The sequence below is a fragment of the Erysipelothrix anatis genome, from assembly GCF_009828745.1.
In the GTDB taxonomy this organism is placed as follows: domain Bacteria; phylum Bacillota_I; class Bacilli_A; order Erysipelotrichales; family Erysipelotrichaceae; genus Erysipelothrix; species Erysipelothrix anatis.
This window is the reverse complement of sequence record NZ_WTSX01000001.1, coordinates 136873-149245: the sequence shown is the minus strand read 5'-3', so window position 1 is coordinate 149245 and position 12373 is coordinate 136873. Positions and strand designations below refer to the sequence as shown.

General features: G+C 38.4%; 14 protein-coding genes. 8 read left to right on the top strand and 6 right to left on the bottom strand.

What is annotated here, in order from left to right; genetic code table 11:
- The first annotated feature begins 6 nt into the window (after positions 1-6).
- Together GVV19_RS00710 and GVV19_RS00705 are read left to right on the top strand one after the other, a co-directional pair.
- Complete coding sequence (locus GVV19_RS00710) at positions 7-606, top strand: hypothetical protein (protein ID WP_159644800.1); 600 nt, start codon at positions 7-9, stop codon at positions 604-606.
- A 174-nt stretch (positions 607-780) separates the two neighbouring features.
- Positions 781-1368: a hypothetical protein gene (locus tag GVV19_RS00705; protein WP_159644798.1), complete on the top strand. Its 588-nt coding sequence runs from the start codon at positions 781-783 to the stop codon at positions 1366-1368.
- Between the two features lie 67 nt (positions 1369-1435).
- On the opposite strand, the gene GVV19_RS00700 is transcribed toward GVV19_RS00705, so the two are convergent.
- Positions 1436-2344 carry a permease prefix domain 1-containing protein gene (locus tag GVV19_RS00700; RefSeq protein ID WP_159644796.1) on the bottom strand — a complete coding sequence of 303 codons (909 nt, stop codon included), beginning with the start codon at positions 2342-2344 and terminating at the stop codon, positions 1436-1438.
- A complete protein-coding gene (locus GVV19_RS00695; protein WP_159644794.1) occupies positions 2331-2678 on the bottom strand; it encodes a PadR family transcriptional regulator in 348 nt (115 codons plus the stop codon). Before GVV19_RS00695 ends, GVV19_RS00700 begins: the two co-directional genes overlap by 14 nt.
- A 140-nt stretch (positions 2679-2818) precedes the next feature.
- Here GVV19_RS00695 and GVV19_RS00690 point away from each other — a divergent pair, with 140 nt between their 5' ends.
- Positions 2819-3397: a hypothetical protein gene (locus GVV19_RS00690; protein ID WP_159633875.1), complete on the top strand. Its 579-nt coding sequence runs from the start codon at positions 2819-2821 to the stop codon at positions 3395-3397.
- A gap of 19 nt (positions 3398-3416) precedes the next feature.
- On the opposite strand, the gene GVV19_RS00685 is transcribed toward GVV19_RS00690, so the two are convergent.
- Positions 3417-4244: a MerR family transcriptional regulator gene (locus GVV19_RS00685; RefSeq protein ID WP_159644791.1), complete on the bottom strand. Its 828-nt coding sequence runs from the start codon at positions 4242-4244 to the stop codon at positions 3417-3419.
- Positions 4245-4325: 81 nt separating this feature from the next.
- On the opposite strand from GVV19_RS00685, the gene GVV19_RS00680 reads away from it, so the two are divergent.
- Complete coding sequence (locus GVV19_RS00680; protein ID WP_159633869.1) at positions 4326-6071, top strand: ABC transporter ATP-binding protein; 1746 nt, start codon at positions 4326-4328, stop codon at positions 6069-6071.
- Positions 6055-7812: an ABC transporter ATP-binding protein gene (locus GVV19_RS00675; protein ID WP_159633866.1), complete on the top strand. Its 1758-nt coding sequence runs from the start codon at positions 6055-6057 to the stop codon at positions 7810-7812. Before GVV19_RS00680 ends, GVV19_RS00675 begins: the two co-directional genes overlap by 17 nt.
- Before the next feature lie 60 nt (positions 7813-7872).
- Here the strand turns inward: GVV19_RS00675 and GVV19_RS00670 are convergent, their stop codons facing one another.
- The gene (locus GVV19_RS00670) at positions 7873-8667 is read right to left on the bottom strand and encodes an ABC transporter permease subunit (protein ID WP_159644789.1); all 795 of its coding nucleotides are present in this window, start codon (positions 8665-8667) and stop codon (positions 7873-7875) included.
- Positions 8651-9529 (bottom strand): ABC transporter ATP-binding protein, encoded by an 879-nt coding sequence (locus GVV19_RS00665; RefSeq protein ID WP_159644787.1) that lies wholly within the window; start codon positions 9527-9529, stop codon positions 8651-8653. Before GVV19_RS00665 ends, GVV19_RS00670 begins: the two co-directional genes overlap by 17 nt.
- 241 nt (positions 9530-9770) lie before the next feature.
- On the opposite strand from GVV19_RS00665, the gene GVV19_RS00660 reads away from it, so the two are divergent.
- Positions 9771-10289 carry a DUF308 domain-containing protein gene (locus tag GVV19_RS00660; protein WP_159633857.1) on the top strand — a complete coding sequence of 173 codons (519 nt, stop codon included), beginning with the start codon at positions 9771-9773 and terminating at the stop codon, positions 10287-10289.
- Positions 10290-10339: 50 nt separating this feature from the next.
- On the opposite strand, the gene GVV19_RS00655 is transcribed toward GVV19_RS00660, so the two are convergent.
- Entirely contained in the window at positions 10340-10783 is a 444-nt protein-coding gene (locus tag GVV19_RS00655) for a GNAT family N-acetyltransferase (RefSeq protein WP_159644785.1), read from the bottom strand.
- Between the two features lie 233 nt (positions 10784-11016).
- Here GVV19_RS00655 and GVV19_RS00650 point away from each other — a divergent pair, with 233 nt between their 5' ends.
- Together GVV19_RS00650 and GVV19_RS00645 are read left to right on the top strand one after the other, a co-directional pair.
- Positions 11017-11493 carry a GNAT family N-acetyltransferase gene (locus GVV19_RS00650; RefSeq protein ID WP_159644783.1) on the top strand — a complete coding sequence of 159 codons (477 nt, stop codon included), beginning with the start codon at positions 11017-11019 and terminating at the stop codon, positions 11491-11493.
- A 19-nt stretch (positions 11494-11512) separates the two neighbouring features.
- Complete coding sequence (locus tag GVV19_RS00645) at positions 11513-12106, top strand: YczE/YyaS/YitT family protein (RefSeq protein ID WP_159644781.1); 594 nt, start codon at positions 11513-11515, stop codon at positions 12104-12106.
- The last annotated feature ends 267 nt before the right edge of the window (positions 12107-12373 follow it).

Below are 12373 nucleotides of genomic sequence, written 5' to 3'. Positions count from 1 at the left end.
TTAATTATGAAGAAAAAAATAATGTGTATCGTCGCCGTGGCGATGCTAGTTTTAGCGGGCTGTACCTCGAAAAATATCGGATACGCGATTGCGGAATCGATGAATACAGAAGATTTAGAAACAATCTTAAGGAATTCTTCCGTGACCCCAAATGTTGGAATTTTGGATACCGATTCTTTGAAAGATGTCTACGAAGAACTTGCATTTGAATTGGATATGTTTCAAGACGAACTCCAACTGTTGGATCCTGATGATATGGAAGCATTGGATGGTGAACTTCTAATCGATGTTTTTTCATCATTGGGAGACTATACAGACCATGTTATTCATCTTATGGATTTGGATCCAAGTTTTAAAGCATTTTACCTGGGTGATGATCGTGATATGGATGCAATCTATGGTATTTCAGTCTTTATCTTTTCAGAAGTTATTTCATTCGATAATGACCTTATTGATTTTATGAATGAATTAGCCAAAGAAGAAATCGGTGAAGCTGTATTTGTTAAAGATAACGTTATGGTTATTGCTGAGTCAGATTACATTACGGATGTAGATCAATTTCTGACGCTTGCAGAGAAAGCAGTAACCAAGCATTTAAAATCCTAGTTTAGATACGTAGGTGTTTCTAAGAGTGTCGGCATGTATTGTTGTGTCGACGCTCTTTTGCGTCATTTTTGGATATGCTATACTTTATGAGAGTGTGATGTCTGCATGTAAATGCATAGGAGGACATCAAGTCTAGACCTACTAAAGATTTAGGGGAAAATGGGGGAGTTATTAATGGCATTTTTAATGAGTATTGGTGCATTACTTTTGGCCATGAGTGTGGTTACTTTGTTTTTCTATGGTGTCGTCAATGGCTGCTTATATTTCATGAAAAAGAATACGTCAATGGACCCATCAAATCGCAAAGTCAAAATCCGACAATCCTCGAGTATAAAATGTCTAACGAGTTTCGTTTTATTCGTCTTAATCGCGTTTGGGATCCATCAAACGATGACTTATTACTTGAAATCAGGAGTATATTTTTGGTTTGTTATTTTTACCTTTGGCTTGCTCTTAATCATGTATTATGCGCCGTTAGGAGCAATCTTGATGCCGTTTGTAAAAAAAGAATACAAGACTTGGCACCGTGTGTCCAAGTTCTTTTGGTATTATGTCGGAGGGACGTCGTTGTTTTGGGGAATCTTACTGATTATGGATACAAGCACTAAAATCTATAGTGACGAAAGTGGATCAAATTTTTATTATGGAAACCTTCCATTAAAAGTCATGGGCGGCATCAGCCTAATCATTGTCGCACTCTATATGGCAGTAACCTTGGCATCCATGAAATATACAGTCGACACAAGGGACAACATTCAATAAGTAGCACCTACATAAAAAAAGCCGAACTCGGAAGTCGGTTTTTTTTGATAGAATTCTAAGATTGCGTTTATTCGGCTTTAGTGAAGATTGCTTCAAGGAGTGTCATGAGCAGAGCAACGACGGGAAACATAATCCATCCAATCGCAAAGAAGTCACGATTGACAATACCGATACCTACATAGACCATGGCTGTAAGACCCATAAGAGCACCCGTGATCTTTCCGAATTTTTTTTCTTGTGCCGTTGTGTGCATCGTATCACCGTGATTCTCAGGATTTAAGAATCGGCTTGGCATCTCTGCTTTAATAGGTACTGAGATTAGGAAGAAGACGCCAAGGGCAACAAACAATAGCAGTGCTACGCCCGATATATCATCCTTGATACCAAGTTCTTCCATTACGACGGCGATAAGAACTCCCAGTAAGATCAATGCGATACCGCTTGGAATTGCGATAATCATTTGTTTCTTATAGGGTTCTTTAAAAGCGTTCACACGGTCTCTGTCTTGTGGCGTAAGTTCAGAACCAATGATTTCAATATTTGCTAAACGAAGTCCGTAAACGATAAACAACGAGACGCCAATAATCACGGCGGTTAAGAAAACCACATAACCGATAATTTCAAGATGCAAATACTCGAAGAGTGGAAAGAGTGCCGTTCCAGCGATAATCGTTGAGACCCCACCTGCGACTGCAGTTGCAAATTTCGGAATATAATTTAAATATGTTTCAACAGTTCTTGAATCAAACGCATCAACAGCTGGTTCTTCTAGATTTAATGCTTCTTTTAAGTCATCGATTGAACCAAATTCTCCAATAACTCTACCGATAGCTGTTGCTTCATCCATCCCTTCTTGGTGGTATTGCTCATATTTAGTCTCCATGGAATCTAAGATGTTAGCTTTAATGCTGAGGACCTCTTGTGTTTGCGGTAACGATTTAAACATTACGTCCACATAATCTCTAATTTGTTGCATAATCCTTCTCCTTTGTATCTGTAAAGATATCAATGACTTCTTTTACCAGTTCCCATTCCGCTTGTTTTTCTTTGAAGTATTGGCGACCTGCATCTGTAATACGATAGTAAGTACGAATGCGCCCCTTTGTTTCATCGCCTTCGTACGATGCGATATAGTCATTTTTTTCCAATCGCGTAAATGTTGAGTAAAGTGTTGTCTCTTTGATAACGTATTTCCCTTGACTCATGGTTGCGATACTTTGTCCTATTTCATATCCGTAAGAATCGTTGTTGAGTAAGATGTAGAGCACGATGGTATCGTTGTAACCACGAATAACGTCACTACTGATCATGATTGCCTCCTTTACTTCATCTGTCGTAGTAATCGTAGCACAAAGTACTACGACAGGTAAAGTACTTTTTTTAAAATAGTGATAAAAGGTGCAAAAAGTGAATGTTTACGATAGAATATAAATGGGAAAAGGGGAAGAATATGAAAAAATCTATTATAAGTGTCCTACTTGTGACACTCCTATTATTTGTAAGTGGTTGTACTCAAGCTGGAGATGGTTATAAAGTTGCACGGACAATGAATACTGATGCTTATACTGCAATTGTTGTGGATGATGCAAAACAAAATGTAGGGATTCTTGATAGTCAATCGGTCATTGATGCCTATAAAGAAGCATCGTCAAACCTTGATGATATTTACATGGAATTGGATGACGAAATGATTGAAGAAGGACTTGATTATGTTTTTGCGGCCATGGGCTACTATTATGAGACAGTCTATCAACTACTCATCGGGGATTCCAATTTTGAGGCAGTGTATTTAGGTGATGATTCAAACCAAAATTCAATCGACGGTGTCACCGTGCTTAAATTTACAGAAGCACCAGAAATTGAAGTAGAACTTATCGAAATTATGAATGACATCGCGCGTGAAGAAATTGGCGAAGCTGTTTATGTCCAAGATAACTTCATGGTAGTTGTTAACGCGGAATACATTAATGATGTTGATGCATTTTTAGCATTAGCGAAAACGGGCGTTGCAAGCGTCATAAAAAAATAACCTCATTGAGGTTATTTTTTCAATCAAACGTTGGATAATTAAGAATCCGAATGGAAAGTTCTACGACAAAATCATCGACACTTGAGACGGTAATCTCGTTTAGAAGTAAATCTTCATAGAAATAAGCATCCAATTCGAATTGTCGACTTTGAGCATATTCCAAAATTGCATCATAGCCCACATAGAGCGTATCGAAATCTCCGTGGTGATAATAGGTGATGTAGTGGCCTTCAGGTTTTGAAGTGATGTTTGGTGTTGATTCAGGATCAAGCGCGATAAAGTAGAAATATGAGTGATTGCGATAGTTACCATTGGTAATATCTTCGAGACTGGTCATTGTTCCGATAGAGTTTACAAAAGTAATATTCTGTTCTTGGGCAAACTGCGTGTACTCAGAAACAAAACTACGATGACTTCGTGTTGGAGACGGGTCACTTTGGACAAGCCATTCCTCATGAAGATAGGTGACACACGGTGTATTCGCTGGCGCATTCGCTGCCACATCAAGATTCGCTAAGGTTTGATCAATATAACGTTGACTTAAAAGAAGATGATGAATTTGATCTTGAAGTGACTGGCGTCGTTGGGCAAGAAGATCGGTAAGATGTTGTGGTGATCGATGATCAAGATAATTCTGAATATCACTCAATGACATACCCATCTCTTTAAAAAAAGAAATAACTGAAAAGGCATAATATTGGTGATATGCGTAGTAGCGATAGCCATTCTCAGCAATGACTTCAGGCTGAAAAAGTCCGATTTCATCATAATAAAATAAAACATGTTTTGGGACCCCGGCAAGCTTTGCAAATTGTCCGGTTGTTAATTTATCATTAATTCTATTCATAATGCATTAATCTCCTTGACTATAAGGTTACCTTATACTTTATTATAATGCAGTTATGAGTTTTCGTACAGGAGGAAAAATATGAAATTAATCATTAAATATTTAAAAAAGTATAAACTACTATTTATCCTCAATCTTATTGCGATTATTGCTTTCTCTATCACAGAGTTAGGTATGCCGACAATCATGGGAAATATGATTGATGAAGGTGTCGGAAGCGGTAATCTTGATATCATCAGAAATCAAGGTTTGATACTGCTCGGTGTCGCATTTATTGGGGGATTGGGTAATATCTTACTTGGATTTACGTCGAGTCGTATCGCGACATGGATGACACGTGATATCCGTAATGACTTGTTTAAAAAAGTTCAAGAGTTATCTCATTCTGAATATAATGAAATTGGAGTATCATCATTAATTACACGTATCTCAAATGATGTTTATCAACTTCAATTGTTTGTACAAATGTTTTTAAGAATGGGTTTAAATAGCCCAATTATGATCGCTGCTTCAGCGTGGATGATCTATGATACCAACCATGCACTTGCATTGATCGTTGCAGCAAGTATTCCGTTTATTCTTATTGTTGTGACCTATACAGGACTGAAATCAGGTCCGATCAGTCGCGCCCAACAAAAACTAATGGACGTTCTAAACCGAATTACGCGTGAGAATATTACGGGTGTTCGTGTTATTCGCGCATTTAGAAAAGATAAGCATGAAACAGAACGTTTTGAAGCGAAAAATGATGACTATACCCGTACCTCGAAGAAACTATTCTTTATGATGTCACGTGTTGAACCAATTTTCTTCTTCATTCTAAACGTTGCCGTACTCTTTACAATTTTTGTAGCCGCACAAATGATCGATATCGGTGCGCTTGAAGTCGGTAGTTTGGTTGCATTCTTGGAGTATCAATTCCATGCATTGTTCTCCTTATTACTCTTCTCAATCGTATTCGTAATGTATCCACGTGCAGCAGTTAGTGCTCGTCGTATTCAAGAAGTTCTCGACAAAGAACCCCTCATTGTGAATCCAGAAAATGGAGTTACTGAAGGAACTGAAGACACAAGCATTGTCTTCGAAAATGTTGACTTTGCGTATCCTGATGGTGAAGCAAACGTTCTAACAGATATTTCATTTACAGCCAAAAAAGGTGAGACAATTGCCTTTATTGGATCAACTGGATCGGGAAAATCGACACTGATAAACCTAATCGTTCGTTTCTATGATGTGACCAAGGGTCGTGTCTTAGTGAATGGTGTTGATGTGCGTGATTATGATATGTATGCACTTCGTGACAAAATTGGCTTTATCCGTCAAAAAGCATTGCTCTTTAGTGGTAGCATCAATGAAAACATTCGCTATGGAAAAAAAGATGCCGATTCAACGGAAATTATGGCCAGTGCTGAAATGGCAGCAGCCCGTGACTTTATTGAAAAGAAACCTGATCAATATGAAGAATGGTTAAGCGAGGGTGGAAGCAACGTTTCTGGAGGACAGAAACAACGTCTATCCATTGCACGTGCATTAGTCCGTAAACCAGAAATCTATATCTTTGATGATAGTTTCTCAGCACTAGATTATAAAACCGATGCACTCATTCGTAAAAACTTACGAGAAGAAGTGCAAGATTCTGTAATGTTGGTTGTCGCACAACGTGTTAGTTCAATCGTTGATGCCGACCAAATCATTGTTCTTAATGAAGGAAAAATTGTAGGAAAAGGAACACACCTTGAGCTTATGAAATCTTCCCCAATCTATGTTCAGATTGCAGAATCTCAACTCAGTGAAAAGGAGATGGCAAAATATGAGCAGCTTGCGTAAAATGTGGCGTTTTTTAAAGCCCTATAAAATTAAATTAATCCTTGCAATCACATTCATCTTCATTGCCGCTATCTTAACTGCAGCAGCACCAGCGATTGAAGGTTTCGCAACAACCCAACTTGCAAAGGACGTCGCAGCAATCAATGCTGGCGTTGCGGGTGCACATATCCAATACGATATCATTTGGAAAATCATTTTTATCTTACTTGGAATTTACATTGCGAATGCAGGTTCGCGAATGCTTTATCAATATCTTATTACAGAGTCTATTCAATCTTCAGTTTATGATTTACGAATGGCTGTCAAAGAAAAAATGGTTCGACTCCCAATTCGTTATTTTGATGAACATGCGGCTGGAGATTTAATGGCACGTATGACGACCGATATCGAAGCATTATCAGCAGCCTTGCAACAAGCCTTTGCGCAAGTTGTAATGGCAGCCTTAAGTCTAACCATGGCTGTCATCATGATGTTTGTAATTGACTGGCAAATGGCTCTTGTAGGGTCCTTAATTATTCCAATTAGTTACTTCTTTGCACGCTATATTATTAAGCAGTCACAATCACTGTTTGATGTACAACAAAAAACATTGGGAGATATGTTTGCGGTTGTTCAAGAGAAACTCACTGGATTCAATGAAATTAAACTGTATAACTATCAAGAAAATGCAATTGAAGAATTTAAAGAAACCAATAGCAATCTCTCTGAAGCAGGTTTCAGAGCCAACTTCATCTCAGGACTGATGAGTCCTGGTGTAACACTCGTAACGTATATTGTTATTGCGATTTCTGTCTTCATGGGTGCAATGAAAGTGGCTCAAGGCGTCATGGCTGTTGGGGCACTCCAATCGTTTGTTCGCTATATTTGGCAAGTAAACCAACCTTTAGCACAAATTACACAATTAGCACCAACCATTCAGTCAAGTATTGCTGCAATGGACCGTGTTTTCGAGTATCTTGAAGAAAATGATGACGTCGCTGACGTTGCGAATCCCGTTGTTATTGATTCCTATCAAGGAGCAGTTTCGTTTGATCATATTAACTTTGGTTATGGCGAACGTCCGATTATTCAAGATGTTAGTGTTGAAATTAAACCGGGTGAAATGGTTGCGATTGTTGGTCCAACAGGAGCTGGTAAAACAACCATTATTAACTTGCTCATGCGTTTTTACGATGTTGATTCAGGATCAATTCGTATTGATGGCGTCGATATTCGTGATATGAAACGTGATGATTTACGTTCCTTGTTTGGAATGGTACTTCAAGACACATGGTTGTTCAGTGGTAAGATTAAAGAAAATATTGCTTATGGAAAACCGAATGCTAGTGATGAAGAAATCATTGATGCAGCAAAACGCACGAACGTTCACCACTTTATTACAACATTACCTAATGGTTATGATATGGAACTCAACGAAGAGTCATCAAACATTTCCAATGGTGAAAAACAATTGATAACGATTGCTCGTGCCTTATTGAGTGATCCTCGTATATTAATTCTTGATGAAGCAACAAGTTCGGTCGATACCCGATTGGATGCGATGATTCAAGAAGCGATGGCGGAACTTATGAAAGGTCGTACATCATTCGTAATTGCCCACCGTTTATCAACAATTCGGAATGCTGACAAGATTCTTGTCATGCGTGATGGTAATATTATTGAAACAGGAAACCATGATGAACTTATGGAACAAGAAGGCTTTTACGCTGATCTTTACAACAGTCAATTTGCAGAAAACTAAACCAGCTTCGGCTGGTTTTTTTCTATTAAGATTTGAAAAAAGCCAGAGGATTCTCTGGCTTTATATGTTGATGTCACGCGTTTTAAAGTGATGAAGACCGAAACTAAAGATTCCTATTGTAAGGATTGTCCAAAGACCAATTGAGAGACTGTTAAAAGTTCCGGCATAGATTTGATCAGGCATGGTAGTATGCAAGATGGAAATAAACTTAAAGGATGAAAGTGCATCGACCATTTGTGCCATCATACCGAGTACATAGGGGATAAAGACAATTCCCATGGCAATACCCATTGTTGATAATGATGTGGGAAGGATTAAGGAGAGTCCGGTTCCAAGTACTAAGAACAATAATGCAAGCAACCAAAAGGATGCGAAGACAGGTAGCGATCGGATTAGTAAATCACTGAATACTGTTCCAGCAGGAAGAAAAACCCCCAATGCGAAACAACTGACAAGAATCATGACACACGACACGCCGGTTAGAATCAAGATATTTGCGCTCAATTTTTGTACGATAAGCTCTGTTCGTGTTATAGGCTGAGCGTAAAGGAATTCAATGGTTCCATCAGTAACTTCTTTGCTAAATGTATTCAAACCTAAGACAATCGCAAAAACTGCGATACCCATCATGATATACTGCATGATGTAGCCGTAAAAAACATCAATTCTACTGAAATCTGGAAAATGCTCAAAACCAAGGACTTGCAGCATCGAGTCAGGAACACCTTGAATTAACGCTTGCATTGATGTGTTGGCCATGGTTGGGTAGAAGGCCATGAAGCCAATAATCATTGTCGATAATGTAACCATCCATACGATCATACTCTTATAATTAAGTTTAACGTGTAGTTTCATGAACATCCTCCTTATAGTACTCAATAAACTGGTGTTCAATGGATACATCTTCGATGACTAAATCATCAATCGTACGATTTTGAAGAATCTGGATGAGATCGGGTAGTGGTATCGTGAAAATCGCTGCAATGCTATCTTCAGTTAGTGATAGAACTTGGGATGCGAGGTGTTCAAGCCCATGAATATCGCCCTTAAGCTTCACAAATTTTCCCGAGAGTTGCAACGTGTTTAAATCTATTGATTGAATGATTTTTCCTTGTTTAATAAAAATAGCACGGTCACAATGTTCTTGGATTTCTCTCAAGTTATGACTTGAAATAAGAATGGTCGTTTTGTTTAGGGCTGCTTGCTTTGTATATTGAAACAACACTTTTTGGATCAGTGGATCAAGTCCATTGGTAGGTTCATCCATAATAAGGACTCGAGGTTCAATCACCAAGGCACTGACAATAGCCACTTTCTTTTTGTTGCCAAGAGATAGTTCTTTCATTTTCTTATGTTGATCTACGTGGAAGTCTGCACATAAGGTGTCTCGAAATACAGTATTGGTGCAGTTGTGCATTTGCATCGTGTAGTTAATGACTTCTAATGCGGTGAGTTCTGGGTAGAAATTAACTTCGCTTGGGATATAACCTAAAGTACGTTTGATGTCTTTGGTATGCGTGATGCAAGACATGCCTTGTATTGAAGCTTCTCCCTGATCGGCGAAAATGTAATTGAGTAAAATTTTAATAGTTGTTGATTTACCAGCCCCATTAGGGCCTATGAAACCAACGATTTCGCCAGGTTTTACATCAAACGATACATTATCTACTGCTTTCACTGACTGGTACGACTTGGTAATGTTTTGAATTGAAATCATGCGCGTTCCTCCTGATATTTTCATTATAGTCCTACGTCCATTTTTTACAATCAATTTCGTGTTTTGAGGCATAACGGAAATGATGGATTTTTATTAAGAAAACGTATACAAAGATGTAGTTTATGCAGTTAAATACAATTACCTAAGAATAATGTGATATTTATGTGAAATTAGATGTGATTTACTGTGAATCATAAGGGTTTGGGTTTATGATAGACATATATAAAAGGGGGAAAACAAAATGGAATATACAAATGAAAAAGATAACAAATTGAAAAGTGTTATTGTTGGTATCTTATATGTAATCTTCGGAATCATCGTCGTGATGAACCCAATGACAACACTCTTATCAATTTCACTTATTATCGGGTGGGGAATGCTTGCAGTTGGAGCAGTCCTAGTATTAAACGGAATTCGCTTACGTGCGTTCCCACAGATTTCAACAATGAATACAATTGAAGGAATCTTGTTATTACTCTTGGGGGTTATGTTCTTATTTACAGACTTCATTAAGAGTACACAAATTCTTGCATACCTTATGATGTTCTGGATTATTACAGATGCTGCTTTACAATTACAGTTTGCATCCATGATCCGCACAGCATGGGCACGCTATGTTGTAATTATTGTGGATATCATCGTGATTGTTTATGCTGTTTCAATGTTATTCAATCCATCAGCAGTTGAGAGCTTCATGGTTCTAATGCTTGGATTTGGATTTATTGTTCAAGGTGTGAACCGCGCATTATCATCACTTTAATCGATAAAATAAAAGAGGAAGTACATTCGTACTTCCTTTTTTTTGTGGATTCATTCAAAGAATTTCTGGAACTTCAGCTGTTTCTTATTAGAAAGATAACCATTGTGCTGATAAAAACCGTGTGCGTTAATCCGGTTTTCTGACGATAACAAACGGACGCCTTGCGTATGTTGTTCTTGTGCCCATTGCTCTGCAGCATCAAGTAGTATCTTCCCGATACCTTGACCTTGGTAGTTATGATTAATCGCAATAGCCATGATATTAGTCATTGCAGGACCAAGCAATGAGTAATAGCGGTTCACATGAAGATAACCGACCACCTCATTTTCAAGTGTTACGACCTGAATCTTATGATTTGGATCATTTCGTAGCATTTGGAAGGTAGACTGAAGGGTATCAAAGTCATGGTCGTATCCGAGTTCAACTCGCGAGAGATTGTGAATGGCTGCAAGATCTTCCGGGGTTGCGGGCCGTAGAAGTACTGTATTATTCATTGATAAGCCTCCATATTATGTATTACTATTGTAACCCAATTTGGTGTGAATCGCGACCCTAACAAAACGGTAACTTTCTGAAATCATTTCACGCAATACTCACATAAAGCGGTTACAATTGAACTTGCAGAACAAACTTGTTAAAATGTATGAGCATTAAATACACAGTTTAATACAGAAGCGATTTACGCAGAGCTCAAGTAGTTCTTTTTCAGTCATAAAAGGAGAAAAATATGATTAGACAAGCAACGAAGCAAGATGCAGAAGCCGTTAAGCTTATTGTCATGCTCGGATGGGAACAAGCGTACAGCGACCTCATTCCCCAAGATGTGCAAGAAAAATTTATGGAACGATTCTATACAATCGAAGCCATCAAAGAGCGCATTGAAACTCAAGAATTTATCGTAGCGACCCAAGACGACTATGTTGTGGGATTTGCGAACTATGATATTCGTGAGGAAGACACCCGTCTTTTATCCCTTTATGTGTTACCGACCCACCAAAAAGATGGCATTGGAACACAACTTATGAACTATGTTGAAAATGACCCCCGCGTTCAACATCGAATCCTTGTAGTAGAACTCGAAAATGGTAATTTTATCGGTGAAACGTTCTATAAACGTAAAGGCTTTGAAGAACTTGAATATTTAGCAGATGATGTTTTCGGACATCCTGTTAAAACGATTATTCTCAAGAAAACAATTAAATAACTAGAAACTAGAGGAAACTATGAACAAATTGGTTCGATATGGGTGGCTCGCTTTAGGGGCCTTTTTGTCTGGATGTGGTATTGCGATTGCAATGAATACAGGTTTGGGTGCGGATCCAATTACTGTATTCTTTGATGGTTTATCCAAAACGTTTGGGATAACGGTTGGCATGGCCAGCAATTTTACGATGATGGGTATGGCACTGATTGCGCTTATCCTTGATCGTAAACAAGTAGGGCTAGGGACCCTGATGACCCCATTCTTTGTTCAAGCGGGTATTGATCTTACCATGCCTCGTTTTCCTCAAGTTCAAATGTTACCGTGGAATTATGTCATGATGTTTACAGGGTTGGCGGTATGTGCATTTGGAATTGCGATGGCCATCTATGCGAATGTCGGACAACAAGGGACAGATGCGATGATTTTGTCTTTGAGTCATCGCCTCAATCAACCGTATCATCGGATTCGATGGGGAACTGATTCGAGTCTTTTGATTATTGGTGTGTTGTTAGGTGGGCATTTTAACCTTGCAACCGTGTTAGCGACGTTAAGTCTTGGAAAAATGATCAGTTTCATCTATTCTAAAGTTTTTGATCGAAATCATACAATTTAAGCACGTCCACAATAAGGCCGTGCTTTTTTATGTGTGGAAACGCAACAAACGTTAACGCAGAATTATCAATGTTTTTTCTTTGTATTCTTTGACTATACAAGGTTCATTTGATAGAATTATAGACATAAAGGGAGTAGAAGCCTGTCATACAGGTCGCGTTGTCGTCAATACGACTGAGAAGTCCGGGAGCGCGTTCAATTCGAGACTTTATCCATGTATTAAGGGCGCGGATAGAGTTTTTTTTATTGCTATCCAAGTTGAAAGAAG

What these genes read in the sequence shown, in the direction of transcription:
- GVV19_RS00645 (WP_159644781.1), top strand. Translation starts at nt 11,513, where the DNA reads ATGAACAAATTGGTTCGATATGGGTGGCTCGCTTTAGGGGCCTTTTTG.
- GVV19_RS00700 (WP_159644796.1), bottom strand. Translation starts at nt 2,344, where the DNA reads ATGCAACAAATTAGAGATTATGTGGACGTAATGTTTAAATCGTTACCG.
- GVV19_RS00650 (WP_159644783.1), top strand. Translation starts at nt 11,017, where the DNA reads ATGATTAGACAAGCAACGAAGCAAGATGCAGAAGCCGTTAAGCTTATT.
- GVV19_RS00710 (WP_159644800.1), top strand. Translation starts at nt 7, where the DNA reads ATGAAGAAAAAAATAATGTGTATCGTCGCCGTGGCGATGCTAGTTTTA.
- GVV19_RS00675 (WP_159633866.1), top strand. Translation starts at nt 6,055, where the DNA reads ATGAGCAGCTTGCGTAAAATGTGGCGTTTTTTAAAGCCCTATAAAATT.
- GVV19_RS00660 (WP_159633857.1), top strand. Translation starts at nt 9,771, where the DNA reads ATGGAATATACAAATGAAAAAGATAACAAATTGAAAAGTGTTATTGTT.
- GVV19_RS00670 (WP_159644789.1), bottom strand. Translation starts at nt 8,667, where the DNA reads ATGAAACTACACGTTAAACTTAATTATAAGAGTATGATCGTATGGATG.
- GVV19_RS00655 (WP_159644785.1), bottom strand. Translation starts at nt 10,783, where the DNA reads ATGAATAATACAGTACTTCTACGGCCCGCAACCCCGGAAGATCTTGCA.
- GVV19_RS00680 (WP_159633869.1), top strand. Translation starts at nt 4,326, where the DNA reads ATGAAATTAATCATTAAATATTTAAAAAAGTATAAACTACTATTTATC.
- GVV19_RS00665 (WP_159644787.1), bottom strand. Translation starts at nt 9,529, where the DNA reads ATGATTTCAATTCAAAACATTACCAAGTCGTACCAGTCAGTGAAAGCA.
- GVV19_RS00685 (WP_159644791.1), bottom strand. Translation starts at nt 4,244, where the DNA reads ATGAATAGAATTAATGATAAATTAACAACCGGACAATTTGCAAAGCTT.
- GVV19_RS00705 (WP_159644798.1), top strand. Translation starts at nt 781, where the DNA reads ATGGCATTTTTAATGAGTATTGGTGCATTACTTTTGGCCATGAGTGTG.
- GVV19_RS00695 (WP_159644794.1), bottom strand. Translation starts at nt 2,678, where the DNA reads ATGATCAGTAGTGACGTTATTCGTGGTTACAACGATACCATCGTGCTC.
- GVV19_RS00690 (WP_159633875.1), top strand. Translation starts at nt 2,819, where the DNA reads ATGAAAAAATCTATTATAAGTGTCCTACTTGTGACACTCCTATTATTT.